11 protein-coding genes are annotated in these 21,555 nt (G+C 32.6%); 9 read left to right on the forward strand and 2 right to left on the reverse strand.

Annotation, left to right across the window (positions count from 1 at the left end):
* Positions 1 to 13: 13 nt before the first annotated feature.
* From C7447_RS14185 to acs, 4 genes are all read left to right on the forward strand, one after another.
* The gene (locus C7447_RS14185; RefSeq protein ID WP_148871182.1) at positions 14 to 1,789 is read left to right on the forward strand and encodes a sodium:solute symporter family protein; all 1,776 of its coding nucleotides are present in this window, start codon (positions 14 to 16) and stop codon (positions 1,787 to 1,789) included.
* 321 nt (positions 1,790 to 2,110) lie between these two features.
* The gene (locus C7447_RS14195) at positions 2,111 to 4,801 is read left to right on the forward strand and encodes a sensor histidine kinase (RefSeq protein ID WP_148871184.1); all 2,691 of its coding nucleotides are present in this window, start codon (positions 2,111 to 2,113) and stop codon (positions 4,799 to 4,801) included.
* A 17-nt stretch (positions 4,802 to 4,818) separates the two neighbouring features.
* A complete protein-coding gene (locus tag C7447_RS14200; protein ID WP_148871185.1) occupies positions 4,819 to 5,184 on the forward strand; it encodes a response regulator transcription factor in 366 nt (121 codons plus the stop codon).
* A 299-nt stretch (positions 5,185 to 5,483) separates the two neighbouring features.
* Positions 5,484 to 7,391 carry an acetate--CoA ligase gene (gene acs / locus C7447_RS14210; RefSeq protein ID WP_148871187.1) on the forward strand — a complete coding sequence of 636 codons (1,908 nt, stop codon included), beginning with the start codon at positions 5,484 to 5,486 and terminating at the stop codon, positions 7,389 to 7,391.
* Positions 7,392 to 7,432: 41 nt separating this feature from the next.
* On the opposite strand, the gene C7447_RS14215 is transcribed toward acs, so the two are convergent.
* Both C7447_RS14215 and C7447_RS14220 read right to left on the reverse strand, forming a co-directional pair.
* On the reverse strand, positions 7,433 to 8,098 hold the full coding sequence (locus C7447_RS14215; RefSeq protein ID WP_148871188.1) for a 3'-5' exonuclease: 666 nt from the start codon (positions 8,096 to 8,098) through the stop codon (positions 7,433 to 7,435).
* A gap of 1 nt (position 8,099) precedes the next feature.
* Entirely contained in the window at positions 8,100 to 9,992 is a 1,893-nt protein-coding gene (locus C7447_RS14220; protein ID WP_148871189.1) for a DUF294 nucleotidyltransferase-like domain-containing protein, read from the reverse strand.
* A gap of 169 nt (positions 9,993 to 10,161) precedes the next feature.
* Between C7447_RS14220 and C7447_RS14225 the strand changes: the two genes are divergently transcribed.
* From C7447_RS14225 to C7447_RS14245, 5 genes are all read left to right on the forward strand, one after another.
* The gene (locus C7447_RS14225; RefSeq protein ID WP_148871190.1) at positions 10,162 to 10,734 is read left to right on the forward strand and encodes a Crp/Fnr family transcriptional regulator; all 573 of its coding nucleotides are present in this window, start codon (positions 10,162 to 10,164) and stop codon (positions 10,732 to 10,734) included.
* Between the two features lie 63 nt (positions 10,735 to 10,797).
* The gene (locus tag C7447_RS14230; protein ID WP_148871191.1) at positions 10,798 to 11,556 is read left to right on the forward strand and encodes an acyl-CoA desaturase; all 759 of its coding nucleotides are present in this window, start codon (positions 10,798 to 10,800) and stop codon (positions 11,554 to 11,556) included.
* Positions 11,557 to 11,744: 188 nt separating this feature from the next.
* Positions 11,745 to 12,320, forward strand: coding sequence for a DJ-1/PfpI family protein (locus C7447_RS14235; RefSeq protein WP_148871192.1), 576 nt, complete (start codon positions 11,745 to 11,747; stop codon positions 12,318 to 12,320).
* 110 nt (positions 12,321 to 12,430) lie between these two features.
* Positions 12,431 to 13,189, forward strand: a complete 759-nt coding sequence (locus tag C7447_RS14240) for an NYN domain-containing protein (RefSeq protein ID WP_148871193.1) — start codon at positions 12,431 to 12,433, stop codon at positions 13,187 to 13,189.
* A gap of 448 nt (positions 13,190 to 13,637) precedes the next feature.
* Positions 13,638 to 21,458 (forward strand): LamG-like jellyroll fold domain-containing protein, encoded by a 7,821-nt coding sequence (locus C7447_RS14245; RefSeq protein ID WP_170246056.1) that lies wholly within the window; start codon positions 13,638 to 13,640, stop codon positions 21,456 to 21,458.
* The last annotated feature ends 97 nt before the right edge of the window (positions 21,459 to 21,555 follow it).

The following is a 21,555-nucleotide window of genomic DNA, read 5'->3' on the forward strand; positions in this document are numbered from 1 at the left end:
AAAATATAATATTATGAGCGTTCAAACATGGACATGGATTTTAGTAGGGTTAACTTTTACCCTTTATTTCGGAATAGCAATATGGGCCAGAGCTGGTTCAACTAAAGAGTTTTACGTTGCAGGAGGAGGAGTTTCTCCTTTAGCAAACGGAATGGCAACAGCAGCCGATTGGATGAGTGCGGCGTCATTTATCTCAATGGCAGGAATCATTTCCTTTGCAGGATATGATGGTTCGGTGTATCTCATGGGATGGACAGGAGGTTATGTGCTATTGGCATTACTCTTAGCGCCCTATTTAAGAAAATTTGGAAAGTTTACAGTACCCGATTTTATTGGAGATAGATATTATTCAAATACGGCAAGAACTGTAGCGGTAATTTGTGCATTAATCGTGTCATTTACATATGTGGCAGGACAAATGCGTGGTGTGGGTATTGTGTTTTCGCAATTCTTACAAGTAGATATTAATATGGGAGTTATTATAGGTATGGCTGTTGTATTAGTTTTTGCTTTTTTAGGAGGAATGAAAGGGATTACATATACACAAGTAGCACAATATTGTGTTTTAATATTTGCATTTATGGTACCAGCATTTTTTATATCAATGCAAATGACAGGAAATCCAATTCCACAATTAGGAATGGGAGGAAAGGTTGAAGGAGGTGCGTATTTATTAGATAAGTTAGATACTTTGCACACACAACTTGGATTTAAAGAATATACAAGCGGAACAAAATCTACTTGGGATGTTTTTGCGATTACATTAGCATTAATGGTAGGTACAGCAGGATTACCACACGTAATTGTTCGTTTCTTTACAGTGCCTAAAGTAAAAGATGCGCGTAAATCTGCAGGTTTAGCATTATTATTTATTGCAATTTTATATACAACTGCTCCAGCAATTGCAGTTTTTGCAAGAACAAACCTAATTGAAACGGTAAGCAATAAGTCTTATTCAGAAATTCCTGAGTGGTTTAAAAATTGGGAAAACACAGGGTTAATCGCTTGGTCTGATAAAAATAATGATGGTAAAATTCAATATGTAGCAGGAAATGCATTAGACGGAAAGCCTAAATTTACTGCTGATAGAGGAGTTAATGGAGAGCGTTTAGTTTCTAATTCAAATGCCTCAGCAAATGAACTTTATGTTGATAGAGATATTATGGTGTTAGCAAACCCTGAAATTGCAAACCTACCTAACTGGGTAATTGCATTGGTTGCTGCCGGTGGTTTAGCTGCAGCCTTGTCTACAGCAGCAGGGCTATTATTAGTTATTTCAACCTCTATTTCTCACGATTTAATTAAAAAACAAATAAAACCAAATATTTCAGAAAAAGGAGAATTAATGGCTGCCCGTATTTCAATTTTAGTAGCTATTATTATCGCAGGTATTTTTGGTATTTATCCTCCGGGATTTGTCGCAGCAGTCGTCGCGCTAGCTTTTGGTTTAGCAGCAGCTTCATTTTTCCCTGCAATTATATTGGGAATATTTGATAAGCGAATGAACAAAGAAGGTGCTATTGCAGGTATGGTAGTAGGAATTACTTTAATGTTATTTTATATGATACGTTACAAAACTGGTTTAATCGGAGTTATGAGTCCACGACCAGCAAGTGAATGGTGGTTTGGAACATCTCCTGAAGGTTTTGGTACTATAGCGATGATTGTAAACGTAATAGTTTCAGTAATTGTTTCTAGGATGACATCTCCACCACCAGAAAATGTACAGGAAATTGTAGAAAGTATAAGAATTCCTTCTGGAGCAGGAGAAGCTGGAGCAGGACATTAATTTAAAATATTTTTATAAAATATTGTTTTGTCTTCTTAAAAGTGTAAAAACTCAGAAGAAGAATTAGTTGATGAGAAACAACATTGCATTTTGTAATGTTGTTTTTCTTATATTTAAAACTGAATATTTTTTGAATGAAAAAAAGGCACGAGCAAAAGCTTATCATATTATCAATAGCACTTCTGTTAGTGTTTAACATTCCTTTTTTATTAGTTTTTAATACAAATGGAGTAGTGTTCGGGTTTCCAACACTATATTTTTCAATATTTTCTATTTGGCTGATATCAATAATTGTATCCTATATTATTTTAAAGTGGTATTATGAGTAATTATTCTTTAATCATAATTATTATTTTATACTTATCGGTATTGTTTTACATTGCCTATTTAGCAGAAAAAAAAGCAAAAAGTAAATGGATAAATAACCCATATATTTATAGCTTATCATTGGCAGTATATTGTTCGGCTTGGACTTATTATGGTAGTGTTGGTATTGCCGCAAATTCCGGAATTAGTTTTTTAACGATTTATTTAGGTCCTGTAATAGCAGTACCTCTATGGATTGTCGTACTTAGGAAAATTATAAGAATTTCAAAACAACATAAAATATCATCTATAGCAGATTTTATATCACTTAGGTATGGAAATAACCGATTTTTAGGAGCTTTAATAACAATTATATGCGCGTTTGGAACAGTTCCTTATATTTCACTTCAATTAAAAGCTGTTTCAGAAACTTTTGAAATTATGACAGAAAAGTCAAATTATGTTTCAACAAGTATATTAGGAGACTCTACCTTTTACATAGCATTATTACTAGCAATATTTGCTACTTTTTTTGGAACCCAAACAACTGATGCATCAGAAAAACATAAAGGGATTGTAGCTTCTGTAGCTTTTGAATCCATATTAAAATTAGTATTCTTTTTAATTATAGGAGTATACGTAACTTACTTTTTGTTTGATGGAACAGAAGATATTTATAATAAAATTTCACAGACAGAAAATTTTGAAAATTTAATAAAATTAAACGGATTAGAAGAGGGGTTTAATTGGTTTTTTATGATTATGCTGTCCTTTATGGCAATTTTTTTATTACCAAGACAATTTCAAGTATCTGTTTTAGAGAATAATAGAGAGAAACATTTGAAAAAAGCGATATGGTTGTTTCCTTTGTACTTATTACTATTTAATCTATTTGTAATTTTTATAGGTTGGGCAGGAAAATTAAGTTTTAGTAGAGAGGTTAATGGAGAATACTTTGCCTTATTGTTACCTCTTCAAAACAACAATATATTTTTAGCGTTATTGGTTTTTCTTGGAGGGTTTTCTGCTGTGATTTCAATGGTAGTTGTTTCTACTTTAGCTTTGTCTACAATGGTGAGTAATAATTTAATTATTCCTTATGGGTTTTTAGATAAGTTTGTTAAAAACCATCCGGAGAAAAATGCTTTTTATATTAAGAGTATTAGACGAATTTCAATTTTTAGTATTATCGTTTTAGCGTATGGTTTTTATTATAATTTTTCGATTGAATTGCCTTTAATTTCTATAGGACTTATTTCTTTCGTTATTATATCTCAATTAGCACCTTCTTTTTTTATTGGGTTATTTTGGAATAGAGGTTCTTCAAAAGGAGCAATTATTGGTATAATTATTGGGTTTTTAATTACAAGTTACACGTTAATTCTTCCTTTTTCAATAGAAGCTTTTACAGGGTCAAACAGTTTTACTCAGAATGGATTATTTGGTATAACTTCATTAAAACCATATGCGCTTTTTGGTATTGATTTTTTAAATCCACATTCACATGCGTTTTTATGGAGCTTAACGTCTAATACCTTGTGTTATCTTATATTTTCATTGACATCTAAAGGAGATTATAGAGAGCGTAATTATGCAGAAATGTTTGTAGATAGCAGTAATTATTCTTCTCTTCAAGACAGTGCTTTGGTTTGGAAAGGAGAGGCATATGTAGCTGATATTAAAAATGTTTTGAATAAATTTTTAGGAGAAAAACATACACAACGAGCTTTAAATATTTTCTTTACAAAGTATAAATTGCCACAAGACACACAAATGGCAGATGCTAGATTAATTAATTTTTCAGAAAAGCTTCTTACAGGAAGCATCGGAAGTGCTTCAGCTAAAATTTTAATAGCAAGTGTTATTAAAGAAGAAGAAATAAGTTTGATAGAAGTGCTAAAAATTCTTGAAGAATCAAAAGAAACAAATGCAAGAAATAAATTGCTTCGAGAAAAGTCTAAACAGTTAATAAGTTTAACAAATCAGTTAAAACAAGCCAATGAAGATTTAAGGACGAAAGACAAGCAAAAAGATGAGTTTTTAGATACAGTTGCCCACGAATTAAAAACACCAATTACAGGCATACGTGCAGCAACAGAATTATTAATAGATGAAAATGGAGAAATGCCAAATGAAATAAAAGAACAGTTTTTGAAAAATATGCTTCAAGATTCCGATAGGTTATCAAGACTTATTAACGATATCCTAGATTTCGAAAAACTGTCAACGGGGCGTCAAACATTAAATTTAGAGTTAAATAGTATAAAAAAAACAATAAAACACGCTATTAACAGTGTTCAGCACATTGCTTCAAACAAAGAAATAACTATTATAAACGATAATTTAGTTGATTTTCAATTTCATTATGATGAAGATAGAATTTTACAAGTACTAACAAACTTATTATCAAACTCTATCAAGTTTACAGAACCTAAAAAAGGAAAAATAATTGTTGAATATAAGATGATCAATAACTTCATTGAAATCTATGTAATTGATAATGGAAAAGTAATTCCAGAGGAAGATTTTGATTACATTTTTGATAAATTTTATCAATCAATGAATCAAAATACAATAAAACCAGAAGGAAGTGGATTAGGCTTAGCGATTAGTAAACAAATAATTGAGCAGCATAGTGGGAAAATTTGGGCAAAAAGAGGTAATAAAAGTGGGGCAACCTTTGTTTTTAAGCTACCTTTTAATTAAATTGTACTCGTTTTGATATGGGGAAGAAAATTTTAATTGTAGACGATGAACCTAACATTGTAATGACCTTGGAATATACATTTAAAAAACAAGATTTTGAAGTGTTTATAGCAAGAGATGGAAGTGAGGCGTTACAGATTTTAGAAACTAATGCGCCAGATGTTGTGTTATTAGATATTATGATGCCTAACGTAGATGGTTATCAAACATTAAATTATATTAAAAAGAAAGACAGTTTAAAAAATACTAAAGTGGTATTTTTAACTGCAAAAAATAAAGCTTCAGATATTGAAAAAGGGCTTAAACTTGGAGCAGATAAATATTTAACAAAGCCGTTTTCAGTAAAAAAAATAGTTTCAGAAATTAATGAACTATTAGATTAAAACTTGGTTTTGTGTGCAAACAAACTAATTTTTAAAGTTAATAAGTTATTAAAATGAAATTACAACTATCACCACTAGTATCGGATATCTTTATCTGTATATATATTCTTGTGTCGTTATTTTTCCGTTTTTATTTTGAAAGTAAAACGGATGTAGGTCCCATAAACTCTATAGTTATTGGTGCATCATTCGTTGTAATAATTTGGTCTTTAATCAAATTAAAAATTCTAAATCCTAATTGGTTCGGACTTTTTAAACCTAAGAAAAATAAATAATCTAATTTTTAAAACTAAACTGAAATGAGTAACTATCATATAAAACATTTAGAAGAGTATTATCAAGTATATCGAAAATCTGTCAGGAATCCAGAAGTTTTTTGGGAAGAAATAGCCGAAGAACATTTCCTGTGGCGTAAAAAATGGAATAATGTATTAAGTTGGGATTTTTCAAAACCAGAAGTAAAATGGTTTGAGGGAGCTAAATTAAACATCACGGAAAATTGTATAGATAGACATTTGTATACAAGAGGAGATAAAACAGCCATTATTTTTGAACCTAATGATCCAAAAGAAAAAGCAGAACATATTAGTTACAAACAGTTGCACGAAAAAGTTTGTAAGTTTTCTAATGTATTAAAAGCACAAGGTGTAAAAAAGGGAGATCGTGTTTGTATTTATTTACCAATGATTCCTGAATTAGCAATCTCAGTTTTAGCGTGTGCAAGAATAGGAGCAATCCATTCTGTGGTATTTGCAGGATTTTCTTCAACAGCTTTAGCAACAAGAATTAACGATTGTGATTGTAAAATGGTAATTACCAGTGATGGATCTTATCGTGGTGCAAAAACCATAGATTTAAAAGGAATTGTAGATGATGCTTTGGAAGAATGTCCCGGAGTAGAAACTGTTTTAGTAGCAAAGCGCATCAAATCAGATATAAAAATGAAAGAAGGTCGTGACAAATGGTTGCAACCTTTGTTAGACAAAGCAGATAACGTATGTGTTCCTGAAATTATGGATGCTGAAGATCCTTTATTCATATTATATACCTCTGGTTCTACCGGAAAGCCAAAAGGAATGGTACATACCACAGCGGGTTATATGGTGTACACGGCATATACATTTAAAAATGTTTTTCAATATAAAGAAGAAGATGTGTATTGGTGTACAGCAGATATTGGATGGATTACAGGTCATAGTTACATCGTGTATGGTCCTCTAGCTAACGGGGCTACAACTGTAATGTTTGAAGGAGTGCCAAGTTATCCTGATTATGGTCGTTTTTGGGATATTGTTGAGAAGCATAAAATAAATCAGTTTTATACGGCGCCAACAGCCATTAGAGCTTTAGCAAAAGAAGGTGTTGGTCATGTAGAAGCACACGATTTATCATCTTTAAAAGTTTTAGGAACAGTGGGGGAACCAATTAACGAAGAGGCGTGGCATTGGTATGATGATAATATTGGTAAAAAGAAGAGTCCGATTGTAGATACTTGGTGGCAAACAGAAACAGGAGGAATTATGATTACCCCAATTCCTTTTGCAACACCAACAAAACCAACCTATGCAACTTTACCATTTCCTGGAATTCAACCTGCTTTAATGGATGAAAATGGTAAAGAAATAAAAGGGAACCAAGTAGATGGACGTTTGTGTATAAAATTCCCTTGGCCATCCATGGCAAGAACAATTTGGGGGAATCATCAGCGATATAGAGATACGTATTTTACCGCTTTTGAAAATAAATATTTTACAGGTGATGGAGCTTTACGTGATGAGGTTGGATATTATAGAATTACAGGTCGTGTAGATGATGTTATTATTGTATCGGGTCATAATTTAGGAACCGCGCCTATTGAAGATGCAATTAATGAACATCCAGCAGTTGCCGAATCTGCGATAGTTGGTTTTCCACATGATGTAAAAGGAAATGCATTATACGGTTATGTTATTTTGAAAGATACAGGAGAATCGAGAAATCAAGATAATTTACGTAAAGAAATTAATCAGATAATTACAGAACAAATAGGTCCCATTGCTAAACTGGATAAAATTCAGTTCACAAATGGGTTACCAAAAACACGTTCAGGTAAAATCATGAGACGTATTTTACGTAAAATAGCCCATAAAGACACGAGTAACTTAGGAGATACAAGTACATTATTGAATCCTGAAGTAGTGCAAGATATTATGGACAATGCATTATAAGTTTTACAAATAAAAAGAGCATCAAAACTGATGCTCTTTTTTTATAACAAACCAATTCTTTCTTTCGGACTTTTTATATCATTAAGTGTTATTTTCTTTTCTTTTTTTAGATGTGATATTAACTTTACAAACAAAAGAGCAGTAATAAATGCATCACCAGAAGCTGTATGTCTGTCGTGCTGAGGTATTTTAAAACGTTCAGATAATTCGTCGAGGCTAAAGTTTGTTTTAGTAGTCTTATCTAAATTTGTTTTGTTAAATATGTTTTTAGTATCTAAAACAATGTTTTTGAGTTTCGGTAATTCTAGTCTTTTAAGTGCTTTATTAATCATAGTAACATCAAATGATGCATTATGAGCTACTAAAACCGAATTTTTAATATGTTCTAAAAATTGAATAATTGCTGTTTTTTCATCTATTTTTATGTTTTTTCCTCCCTTTAATAAACCGTGGATTTTTACGGTTTCAGCCTTAAATAAATCTTGTTTTAGGTAACATTCAAAACTATCGGAAACCTTAATTGTGTTTTGAAATATACCAACAGTCCCTATTGATAAAATTCGATCCTGATTTGGATTTAAACCTGTGGTTTCTGTATCAAAAACTACAAATCTGATGGAACCTAAATCGGTTTCTTGTTTGTTTTTAAAATGTTTCGAATACGTGTTCCAAAATTCTGGGTACGATGTTTTTGTAAACCAATTCATATTATAAGAAATGAGAAAGGTTAAAACGAACTTGAATGAGTTCTTGAATTTCTTTTACTGCTTTAAAACAACGTTTTAATTCTAATCTATTTGCTTTGCTTAGAGATTTTAAATCTATGAACCGACCAGAATCGTTATTGGTAAGACCTTGCTCAGTTCTGAAACGTAATAAGTTTTTAAAAGCCTCAGAACAATCTTCATAAAGCTCTTTGTTTTGTGGTTCTAATTCTGCAAGTTTTGTAAAACGAACTATGGTATTATTATGCGCTTTTATGTTTTTTGAAAGGATTAGTAAACGAGCTGCATCAACCAGAGGCATCATTGCCCGTGCTTTTATATCAAATTGATCTTTATGTTCACCACTTTGCTCTACTAAGAACTGTCTAAAGAAGCTTATTGGTGGCGGATTTTTCAACGCATTCAATCCTAAATAATTTAAAAATATTTCATAAGAATCGATAGATTCAAAAATATCTTCAGACATTTTACTTACTAAATCTCTATTTCCAAAGACATATTCAAAATCGAAGAAAATGGTACAAAGCATTAAGTTGTCTTGATCTGGACTTTTAATCCATCTTTCAAACTGATTTTTCCATTCAGAAACAGATAAACACCATTTAGGATTACTTGCCATCATATCTGCAGGACAAAATTCAAAACCAACAGTGTTTAAACCTTCATTTATTTTTTTTGAGAGTGATAAAAAATATTGCTTTGTCGTTTCGTATTGCGTTTCCGAAACATTGTCAAAAACCAGAGCGTTGTCTTGGTCGGTAAGTAATAATTGCTCTTGCCTTCCTTGACTGCCAATGGCTAACCACGCAAAAGTTGTTGGAGGTAGTGTCGGCATTTCCCTAATAGCTAAATCAATAATTTTTTCAGTAATACTATCGTTTATTGCTGAAATTATTTTTGTAATAAACGTAATGGGAATTTTTTGCTCGATATAACGTTCCAATAAATACTGTGCACGTTGTCTTATTTGATGTAAATATTCCGGAGTTTTTGCCCGTTTTACTTCTTTTATTAATGCAGAGGCATTGTTTTCTCGAATAACAATAATGTCATGTTCTGAAAGTATTCCCGTCAGTTCAGAATTTGTTGTACCATCTTTTGTAATACATAAATGTGTTATTTTATGTTTAAGCATAGCAATTTGAGCTTCAGAAACCGTAATGTTTTCAGGAAAAGTAATAACTGGGGAAGACATAACTTTTGTAACATTTTCATTAATAGATATGTTTCCTGTGGCAATTTTTATACGTAAATCTTTATCTGTAATAATACCTATAGGTTTATTATCTTCAGTAATAATAATAGATCCTACTTGGTTTTTTGTCATTAATTTGGCAGCAGCTTTTATACTTGTATAGGCTTCACAATGAATTGGGTTTTTAGAATAATCGGCAGATTGTTCATCTGAAAAATCGTGTAGTTTAGTAGTTTTTTGTTTGATTTCTTTAGATTCTATATAAGAACTTCTTGTATTGGTTACAAAGCTTGTCATTAAAAATGAACTTGCTTCTGGGTTGGTGGTAATATATTTTTCAAACAAAGAAGATGAAACACTATACACAATACTTTCTTCAATTGCTTTAGCACTTAACTTGTAACTGTCTTTTCTCATTAAAGCACGTAAACCAAAAATATCACCTTCGTCGCATTCATCAATTAAGGTATTGGTTTCCGTTCTAAAGATACCTATAGCTCCATCTTTAACTACATAAAATTCATCTTTTACAGATTTTCCTGTTTCAAATAGGTAATTTCCTTTCTCTAAATAGTGAACATCTACTGCCTCGCAAATAGATAACAACTGCTCTCTAGAGAGCATGCTAAATGGAGGGTACTGTTTTAGAAAATCATATATACGTTCAGCAATAGTATTCATAACAGCAATTTATGTAAAAAAGGAAAGATAGTTTATGAGTTATATCATCTTTTGCGCTAAATAAATATAGTTTTGTTGTTCTTTTTAAAGAATTTACTAAAACAACTTAGAGAAAAGACAGAGTAAAGTGGATTGTAATACTTAATTTTGTGTAGTATAGGAGGCAAGTATGGAAAAAATTAGGGAGTATATTGAAAAAACAATCGCTGTAGATGAAAAGGATTGGCAACTATTTTCTTCTAAATTAAAAAAGAGAGTGTTTTCTAAAAAAAGCATATTGTTAAATATTGGTGAAATTGAAAATTATATTTCTTTTATAGAGAAAGGAATTGTACGTTTTCTAATACCAAAAGAAGACAAAGAAAAAGAAGTTACTTTCGGTTTCTGTTTTGAGAATGAATTTGTAAGTGCTTACGATTCATTTTTAACACGAACACCATCATTATATCAGCTAGAGGCTTTATCGGATGTGTCTATGTGGAGCATTTCTTATAGCGATTTACAAGAAGTTTATACCCAGAGTTTTGTGGGTAATGTAATTGGACGTCTTTCAACAGAAAGGTTGTTTTTAATAAAATCAAAAAGAGAGCAGTCTTTATTAAATGATACTGCAGAAGAAAGGTATCTTAAACTATTTACCGATCGTCCAAATTTAATAAAGGAAATACCATTAAAATATATTGCATCCTATATTGGAGTTACAGCACAAGCATTAAGTAGAATTCGCAAGCGGATTTCTTAACTTAAGTTCATTTTATAATAGTATAAATCATTGGTTCTTTGCGGTAGAAAAAAGTAAAGAAAAATGAAAGTAATAGTATTAATGATAATCTTGTGGTATTCAGGGTTGTTTTTTCAAACCTTTTTTTTGCATAGATATGCTGCACATCAAACATTTACCATGTCAAAATTTGCCGAAAAAGTATGTTTCTTTTTAACATGGATTTTTCAAGGCTCAAATTACTTGAGTGCTTATGGTTACGGAGTTATGCATAGATTGCATCATGCATATGCCGATACCGAAAAAGACCCACATTCTCCAAAATATGATAGTAATATTTTTACGATGATGTGGCGTACTAAAAATACGTATCAAGACATTAATAAAAAGCGAATTAAAGTAGATGAAAAATTCACCAAAAACGTACCACAATGGGAGCGTTTTGATGCTTTTGCTAGTTCAAAACTATCTAGATTAGCTTGGGGAGCATTGTATACCGCTTTCTTCGTGGTATTCGCTACAGCTTGGTGGCAATGGCTTTTTTTACCAGTCGCTTTTTTAATGGCGCCAATTCATGGAGTTATTATTAATTGGTTTGCTCATATTTATGGCTACGTAAATTTTAAAGTAAGTGATACCTCTAAAAATTTATTACCATTCGATTTTTTAATGATGGGAGAAGGATATCATAACAATCACCATAAACATGGGGGTAGAGCTAATTTCGGCGGAGTAAGATGGTACGAAATAGATATCACATACTATATAATGGTTGTATTAGATAAATTAAATTTTATTCAATTAAAAAAGAGTGCTTTAGTTCCTGTAAAAAGAGAGTTATAGTAAACGGCACATAACAAATAAAAAAAGCATCCTAATTTTAGGATGCTTTTTTTATTTGGATAATCTAAAAATCAATATGTTATGATATTGTTTAGTTTTTGTAATTTAAGTTATATGTTAGTTTTTTTCGTAAATTTAATAGGTGTAAGGAAAAGGGTAAATATTAATAATTTTTAAAATAAAAACTCATGAAAAAAATACTATTCTTAACGGGAGATTTTACAGAAGATTATGAAACAATGGTACCATTTCAAATGTTAGAAATGGTAGGTTACAAAGTGCACGCCGTTTGTCCGGATAAAAAGAAGGGGGACACTATAAAAACAGCGATTCACGATTTTGAAGGAGATCAAACCTATAGTGAAAAACCTGGGCATAATTTCACATTGAATTATAGTTTTAACCAAGTAGAGGTTGATAATTATGACGGATTGGTAATAGCAGGAGGAAGAGCACCAGAATATTTAAGGCTTAATCCTAAAGTAATAGAAATAGTAAAACATTTTTTTAAAACCAATAAACCCGTTGCTGCCATTTGTCACGGTATACAAATATTAACAGCAGCTAATGTTGTAAAAGGAAGAAAACTAACGGCCTATCCAGCAGTGGGACCAGAAGTGACTTTAGCAGGTGGAGATTTTCAAGATATTGCTGTAGATGAAGCTTATGTAGATGGTAATTTGGTTACTTCTCCCGCATGGCCAGCACATCCAAGCTTTATTAGAGAATTTTTAAAAATCATGGGAGCAAAAATTGAAATTTAATATTTAGGCATTCCTTTTTATAAACAAAAGGTTGTACTTTCATGAGTCGCTCTTTATGAGAAGTTTCAACAAACACTTAATCACGAATGCAAAACAAAAATAATTAATTAATGGATATAAAATTAGCGGTATTAATCGACGGAGATAATATTCCTTCAGCTTACGTAAAAGAGATGATGGAAGAGATCGCAAAATATGGTAATCCTACTATTAAACGTATTTATGGAGATTGGACGAAGCCAGACCTTTCAAAATGGAAAGTAGTACTTTTAGAAAATGCCATAACACCAATACAGCAATACGGGTACACAAAAGGAAAAAATGCGACAGACTCTGCAATGATTATTGATGCTATGGACATTCTCTATTCACAAAAAGTAGACGGCTTCTGTTTGGTTTCTAGTGATAGTGATTTTACAAGGCTAGCGACTCGACTTCGCGAGGCTGGTATGCAAGTTTTTGGTATAGGAGAGAAGAAAACACCAAATCCATTTATTGTGGCTTGCGATAAATTTATTTATATAGAAATTCTTAAAAATCAAGCAGAAGAAGACGAGTCAGAATCTGTAGATGAAAAGCCTTCTTCAAAAGACAATATTGATAAAATTACAGCCAAAGAAATTAAATTTATTTCACATACTATTTCAGATCTAGCAGATGATGATGGATGGGCTTTTCTGGGTGATGTAGGAAGTTTATTGCAAAAAAAACAACCTAACTTTGATTCTAGAAACTACGGATTTCAAAAATTAATGCCACTAATTAAATCCATTCCAAACTTTGAAATAGAAAGAAGGGAAGATTCTAAAGGACGTTCGAAATTAATTTATGTACGTATTAAAGAGAAGAGTATGAAAAGGGGAAAATGATAATTAAGGCCTCTTGTAAAGTACAGTTTTTCTTAAATACACATTTGTGTTCATTCTAAATAATGACAGCTTAATAAGGTTAAAATTATTTTTATTTATTATGACTTAAAAGTTAATAGGATGTAAGTATTTGATTTATTTATCTGTGAAAATCAATTAATAATTATGAAAAGGTCACATTTATTGTCAATAAAAGAACTTTTAATTTTAAGTAATTCAATTAAAGTGATTTTAAAATCAATTGGTTATAGTAAAAATAGTTATAGAAATATTAATTAACAATTTTTTGACATACATAACATTTTAGTAAACAAATAGTAACTCTTTAGAATATTCTTAAGAACCTTTTAAAAAGTAATTTTGTTAGACAAACAACATAAACTCAGTATAAACCATGTCTAAAAAATTATTTTTTTTAAGCTTATTGCTTTCTCTAAGCATAAGCTTTTTGACTCAGGCTCAAACTACCATACCTGGAGACTCTCTTGTGTATGGGCCTATGTTTAGTCCTGTTTACAACAATTCAGTAAGGGCTTGGGTGCTTACTAAGAACAATACAGGATCTGGAGATGCTCTCTCTTTATCTTTAACAGGAGCTGGATCACCAGCTACTGAATTAACAGGAACAATTTATAACTCAGATGACAGGTTGGGTTATAGTTTACGATCGTATGAATATACAGGGTTAACACCTGGAGAAATGTATTCAGCAAAATTATTAGTCAATGCTACACCATCATTACGTGTTGCTACTATTACCAATGAAAACGAAATTATTGATGATTTTGAATTTCTATCCGGAGGATGTGGTCGAATTTATGATTTAACCAGATGTATAGATATCCCTGAATCAGAATTTCATGTGAATGGAACTCCAGAGATGTTTAATGTTATGGCTAATGAAGACAGTGATATGATGGTCTGGTTAGGTGATGCAGTATATCTTTTAGGATTACAGCATGCTATGGGACAATGCCCAGATGGAGTAGATGATTGGGCTAATAAGGATATGGCATTTGATAGGTACCGTTTTCAAAGGGATTATCACGATAGCCTAACTGTGGCAATGCCGCAATTAGCTATTACTGATAATCATGATTTAGGACCAAATGAATTCAATAAAAATATGCCTACTATAGCAAAAACCAGAGAGGTTTTTATGGAATGGTGGCCAAACCCTGAATATAATTCTACATCCGAAGGACAAGGTTTATTTTCTTCATATGTATATAAAGATGTTGAATACTTCCTTACCGATAATCGTAGTTTTAGAGATGGTACTGCTGATCATTTTGGACCTGAGCAACTAGAATGGCTTAAACAAGGTCTATTAAATTCCACAGCAACCTTTAAAGTTATTATTAATGGTACGCCAACATTTACACCAGTAGGAGGAAGAAACTTTAGTGTAAGTAATCAAGCAGGGGAGCTTTTTAATTTTATACAAGATAATAATATCAATGGTGTTCTTTCTTTGAGTGCAGATATTCATGAGCAACGTTTTATGGTACGAGATGCAGATACCAAATATCCGTTATATGATATACTGTCTGGAAATATAAATTCAGATGTTGGTAATGGCAGTTACAATATTAACTATGATAATGACTATGTGCTTCACGGTGTAAAACAAACCTATTTACGCATTAATGTATATGGTGATATAGATGATCGAAGAATGAAAGTTGAATATGTAGATGCAACAGGGCAACCATATTTTGAAGAAATTATTCATGAAGATATGCTTACAAGCCAAAATGCTGATGCATATAAATTGGGTTTAAATATCAATAATGATATTGTAGATGCTTCAGATTATACACATACAATCAATGTATCTAACTATGCATTTACAAATAACAGAAATGATGAAGCTAACGAAGCAATGGTGTTTAGTACCAACACATCGGTACAAATACCAACAGAGAATTCATTAAACTTTCATAATCGTCCTTTTAGTTTAACATTTTGGGTAAATCCAACTACACTTTCAGGAAATGGAGCTACTATTTTATCAAATGGTGAGAATGGTGCTGGAATTTCATTCGGTGTTTCGTCAGAAGGACATTTAACATATACAGATCATGCTCTAGCAACAACTTATGAAAGCAACTATAGCCTTTTACAAAACTCGTGGTCGTATATCACTTGGAAATATGACAATGTAAAAAGAAAACTAGCATTATATTATAATGGTTTCTTGATTCAGAACTGGACAAATGTTGTTTCTCCAATTGAATCTAGTAGAGATATCACAATAGGAAACAATTTTGAAGGCAAACAATTTATTGGTCTTTTAGATGAATTATCACTTTATGGAAGATTAATTTCAGATGAAGATATTTTAGCTGAAGCAGATATTCAAACCAACAGAGGAGGTGTTTTAAAAGTTACAAGTAGTCAAATGGCTATTCCAGGTGATGTGATTAATCCTGTGTTAAGTGATGATTTCACTATAGAGTTTTGGGGGAAATTAAATTCAGACCCTGGAACGAATTACAAGATATTGTCAAGTAATGGTAGAGTTAATGGAAATTCTACAGGATTGTCTTTTGAGTTTCCAGACAGTAATAAACTAAATGTAGTTTTTGGAGTTAATGGTTCTGGATGGAATGTTATTTCAGATCAAGGTGATCCTTGGAATGTTGGGGAATGGAATCATATTGCTTTAGTAGTGTCTAACACAAATGGAACTATTAAATATTACCAAAATGGAAATTTAATCGCAGAAGGCGCCTATGGTGGCTATATCCCAAATTCTTGGGGATTAGGTTTTGGATATAGTCCATCTTATAATAGCCCTGTTCAAGGTGAATTAGATGATATTCGTATTTGGCAACGTACTTTAACTACTAATGAAATCGTTGAACATATGCATTACCCTTTAGTTGGTGATGAGACTGATTTAGCTGTTTATTACGATTTTACACCAGTAACAGAAACAGATACTAACATCATCAGTGAAGGTTCTGTAACTTATGATATGCCTTTAAATGGCGGTGAATTAGTAACAGCAACATCTCCAATTGGAAACATTGGTTTGGATTATCAACAAGAAGTTTCTGGAAAATGGAGTAAAAATAATAATCTAAATAACACTGGATTAATATTTCCAGAGGCCATTACTGCTTATAACAGTAATATTGTAATAGGTAAAAAAGCAGATACAGACTTAGAAGCTGTACCTGGTCTAAGTGGAATGTTTTATGCAAATGGTGGCTGGAAAATCGACCCTTTAAATAGCCCATTTGCAACGGTAAAAATTAATTTACAAGAAAACTTAACAACAGCAGCCGATTCTATTTCTAATATTGCTGGGCAATATTATTTATTAAAACAAGATGAGGTAACCAATGATTTTAATGTTGTAACAGACGGGGCGTTTGATGGTTCAAATGTAACATTCTATAATGCAAATCTAAAAGAAGGGGTTTATTATTTAGCTTGGGAAGAAGGAATCTTTGTCCCAGGAAGAGGAGGCGCTTTATCACTTACTGGTGGGCATCAAGCACAAATTTCTTCATCAACCATAGAACCTATCTTCTCTGGGGATTTTACATTAGAATTTTGGGTTGATCTATCTCAAGATCCTGGAAACAACGCCCCTTTGGTTTCAAATCACGGTAGGATTAACGGTAATTCAACAGGATTCACATTAGAGATGCCAGACAACAACTCAGTTTCTGCTGTATTTGGGACAGGTGGTTCGCCTTGGAATGCTATAAATTCTGGAGATGCTTTAATTGTAGGAGAATGGAATCATATTGCTGTTACAGCTTCTCCTGGAGATATGATTAAGCTATATGTAAATGGAGAATTAAAAAATTCCGGTACATATAATGCTTACGCTCCTAATAGCACTTGGGATTTTGCTTTAGGAAAAAGCATCAATTACGGAGGAGAATCAAATTCAATAATGGATGAATTCCGTATTTGGTCACATATTAAAACGCAAGAAGAAATTGTTGCTCAAATGCATAGTACAATTACATCAGGTACAGATTTAGTCTTTAATTATACTTTTGACCAAGATGATGATGGAACATTAATCAATTCTGGAAGCAACACAGATATTGTAAACTACACCAATGCTCAAATCATAGATGCCACTAGCCCTGTTAGTGAAGCCCTCCAAGATTTTTCTGATGTTATTACAGGAAATTGGAGTGTTACAAACGAAACTGATGGAGGATTATATATCAGCAATTCAATTTCTAGTTTTATAGAAAATACGGTTGTTGGTCATAATATAAATAATGAAGTTTTACCACTAGGTACCCTAGAAGACACGTATTATGTATCAGGTGGATGGCACTTGAATGCTCAAAATATGGATGTGGCATCTATTAATGTTGTACTATCAAATATTTTTGACAATGTTGACTATGTTAATTCAACAGTTGCACAATATATGCTAATTAAAGGAGACCCAACAACTAGCTACGAAATTGTTAGTACAGGAACAGAAGCTAATGGTATAGTAACCTTTACAGATATTGCTTTAGATTTAGGAAACTATTATTTAGTATACGAAATAGATACTGCTGCAGCAATTAACGAACAAGGTGGAGCTATAAATCTTGCTGATGGCCACGAAGTATATATTCCTAAAGAAGGTGTTAATGCTGCACTTTCTGGAGACTTTACAATTGAACTTTGGGCGCGATTAGATAGTCCTGCTGGAGGCAATACTAAATTGGTTGGATTCACCAATTTTGGCGGCGGTGAATTTGGATGGGAAATGGAATTCCTAAACAATCAAACCTTGCAAACCATTACAGGAAAAGGCCCTACGGGAGGTTGGAATTCATTAAATTCTACTCACGTATGGAATTTGGGCGAATGGAATCACGTGGCGGTAACTTTTGTGCCGAATGGAGAATTCAAATTTTATATTAATGGTGAATTGATGGATAGTATGCCTGTTGGATTGTTCTATGAATGTGCTAATAATTTAGCTTTAGGTAAAAACATTGCCAATAACGCTCCTACAGATGCTACAATAGATGAATTTAGAATTTGGACAACTGCTAAAACTCAGGAAGAAATCCAAGAGAATATGTATCTTAATATTACAGATCCAACTACAGATTTAGCATATAACTACACCTTCAATCAGGATGACAGTGGGTTTTTAGTAAACTTAGGTTCTACATTAGTTGAAGTTGCGTATACAAATGCAAGTATTATTCCTGCTACTGGTCCAATCAGAGATGTAGAAGCTCCTTTTAGAAATGAAGTAAGAGGAAACTGGAGTATTATGAATGATAATGCTAACGGAATGTACATTGGTGAAACACTTACAGATTACAACACTAACGTCGTAATTGGAAAAGAAGTTACAGGAACAATAGAACACGTTTTAGGTCAACAAGAAAATGACACCTTATATTTAAATAGTCGTTGGAAGTTTGATCCGTTATTCCTTGAAAACGGAACACCTAAAGTAGATCTTACCAAAATATTTGATAATCTTAATGATATCGATCTAATTGCATCAAATTATTTCTTATTAACAGGAGATCCTTCAACTACATTAAACATTATAGCTACTGGAACAAAAGACAGTAACATTGTCACTTTTACAGAAATTCCATTAGAAGATACCATCGTGTATTTAGCTTGGGAAAACATTGCTGAATATCAAAACGGAACATTCCCAATTGCATCTCAAGGTCTTTGGAAGTTTAATGATACAGGAGTTGATTTAGGAACAGATTGGAAAAATAATGCATATGATGACAGCGCTTGGTTTTTCGGAAATGCTATTTTAGGATATGGTGATGGTATTGAAAGCACAACCTTAGATTATGGTTCTGATGCGGGTAACAAATACCCAACCTATTATTTAAGACACACTTTTGATGTAGACGATGCGTCTCAATATGGAAATTTACTTTTCAGCGTGTTGAAAGATGACGGTGTTGTAGTATATGTGAATGGTACGGAAGCATTCAGAATGAATATGCCAGATGGTGCTATTACATATAACACCTATGCTTCTTCAGCAATTGGAGGTTCAGATGAAGAAATCTGGAACGAAATTTCAACAGCTAACTTATTACAAGATGGTGAAAATGTGATTGCGGTTGAGTTACATCAAGCTGGAGGAAACAGTTCTGATCTTCGTTTTGACATGCAAGTAGACTATCAATTACCTGCTATTGAAGTAACAGATTATCCTTTACCAAAAGACCAAGAATGGTATTATTTTGATCAAGGCACAAGTTTGGATGCAGAAAGTTGGTCTGATGTAGCTTACGATAACTTAACTTGGGATAGAGGTTTTGCTCCTTTTGGATATGGAGATCCTGTAAATACAGAAATTTCTTATGGGCCAGATGCCAATAATAAATATATCACATCATACTTTACAAAAGACATCAATGTAGATGTAAGCAACCTTACAGATATGGTTGAGTTTGGTCTTAGAAGAGATGATGCTGGTATTGTTTATGTGAATGGTGTTGAAGTTTTCAGAATGAATTTACCTGATGGTGCTACAGATTATTTAACAACAGCTCCAACTGCTATGGGTGGTATTGATGAAAACATCTATTTTATTGCCGAGGTTCCTAAAACGGCATTTGTAAGTGGTGTTAACAGAATTGCTGTTGAAATACACCAACAATCGGGTACAAGTTCTGATCTTCGTTTTGATATGTATATCAAAAACATTGATGATCTAGAAGTAGATTGCGCTGCTACTCATATAGGATGCTTTACATCAATAGAGCCAACAGGTCAAACAAATAATTTAATTATTTCTAATGAGCACCAATTCCAATTAATCTTTAAAGAAGGAGATGCTTATACAATTGGATCAGGAAACGTACCTGGAAACAATGACTATACTGCTTATGTTCCAACGAGTGGAAGCAGTGAACTTGGTCATCTTTCTGTAAATCATGAAAATACACCAGGAGGAGTGTCTATTGTAGATCTACATTTAGATACCACGGCTAAACTTTGGGTTGTAGATGATAGCGAAGCAGTAGATTTATATAATGCTGCATTGGTAACAACAACTAGAAACTGTTCAGGAGGCACTACTCCTTGGGGAACAGTAGTTACTGCTGAGGAATCTACAAACTCTGGAGATGTGAATAGTGATGGTTACGAAGATGTGGGTTGGTTGGTAGAAATAGATCCTGTTACTGCTCAAGTGATGGATTATGGAAGTGGCCAGGAAAAATTATGGGCAATGGGAAGAATGAACCACGAAAATGTAGTCGTATCGGCAGATGGAACTACAGCTTATTATGGTGAAGACGGTGGAACACATTGTGTTTATAAATATATAATGGACACTCCTGGTAACTTATCTGCAGGAACTGTATATGTATTGAAGTTGGATTTAGCATTATCAGGTAACGATCCAAGTTCTTCAACCGCACAATGGATCGAAGTTCCAAACGACACACAATCTGATCGCAATAACTTAAACACAGTAGCTTCAGCTTTAGGTGGAACAAATTTTAACGGTGTTGAAGATTGTGAAATTAATCCTTATGATGGAAAAATATATTTTGCAGCTAAAGGTAGAAACCGTGTGTACAGATTTAAAGATAACGGAACTACAGTGTCTGAATTTGAAACGTTTGTTGGAGGAAAATCATACGATATAACAACCAATAGCGGAACAGTTTCTGAGCCTTGGAGTGATGGAAATGATAATTTAGTGTTTGATGACAAAGGAAACCTTTGGGTTTGCGAAGATGGTGGTAACAACTACATTTGGGTTGTTCGTCCAGATCATACACAAAGTAATCCGAATGTTAAGTTGTTCGCTTCAATGCCATCAGGTTCTGAGCCAACTGGTCTTACATTTACGCCAGATTACAAATACGGATTCTTCTCTGTTCAACATCCAAGTGGAAGTAATGCTCCTCAACAAGATGCTACCGAAAATGATGTGACTTTCAATGCATCATCTACTGTAGTGTTCTCTTTAGAGGAAAACTTAGGAACATTAGGATTAGATCCTGTTACAATGGTAGAAAATGGAATAAGTTTATATCCAAATCCAACAAATGGATTAGTAACGTTGTCATTAAATATGCAACAATCTGGAGAAGAAATTTCTATAAAAGTATATGATTTATTGGGAAGAGATCTTCTTCAATTTACCGGAATGGAAACTACTGGAGGTGGACAACAGCAAATTCCACTGGACTTATCCTCTGTAGTTCGAGGAAATCAAGTTTTATTGCTTCAAGTACAAGTTGGAAATAAAACACAACAATTTAAAGTGCTTACTAAAAAATAGTCTACACTTTTTATACTCTTAAAAGGATTGGTATTAATTTACCAATCCTTTTTTTATTTAATGATAATTTAATCTAAGCTTTTTTAGGAAGGGCTAT

Source organism: Tenacibaculum adriaticum, from assembly GCF_008124875.1.
Lineage (GTDB): Bacteria > Bacteroidota > Bacteroidia > Flavobacteriales > Flavobacteriaceae > Polaribacter > Polaribacter adriaticus.

Coding starts and splice junctions, on each gene's coding strand:
- C7447_RS14225 (WP_148871190.1), top strand. CDS start 10,162: ATGGAAAAAATTAGGGAGTATATTGAAAAAACAATCGCTGTAGATGAA.
- C7447_RS14195 (WP_148871184.1), top strand. CDS start 2,111: ATGAGTAATTATTCTTTAATCATAATTATTATTTTATACTTATCGGTA.
- C7447_RS14220 (WP_148871189.1), bottom strand. CDS start 9,992: ATGAATACTATTGCTGAACGTATATATGATTTTCTAAAACAGTACCCT.
- C7447_RS14200 (WP_148871185.1), top strand. CDS start 4,819: ATGGGGAAGAAAATTTTAATTGTAGACGATGAACCTAACATTGTAATG.
- C7447_RS14185 (WP_148871182.1), top strand. CDS start 14: ATGAGCGTTCAAACATGGACATGGATTTTAGTAGGGTTAACTTTTACC.
- C7447_RS14215 (WP_148871188.1), bottom strand. CDS start 8,098: ATGAATTGGTTTACAAAAACATCGTACCCAGAATTTTGGAACACGTAT.
- acs (WP_148871187.1), top strand. CDS start 5,484: ATGAGTAACTATCATATAAAACATTTAGAAGAGTATTATCAAGTATAT.
- C7447_RS14240 (WP_148871193.1), top strand. CDS start 12,431: ATGGATATAAAATTAGCGGTATTAATCGACGGAGATAATATTCCTTCA.
- C7447_RS14235 (WP_148871192.1), top strand. CDS start 11,745: ATGAAAAAAATACTATTCTTAACGGGAGATTTTACAGAAGATTATGAA.
- C7447_RS14230 (WP_148871191.1), top strand. CDS start 10,798: ATGAAAGTAATAGTATTAATGATAATCTTGTGGTATTCAGGGTTGTTT.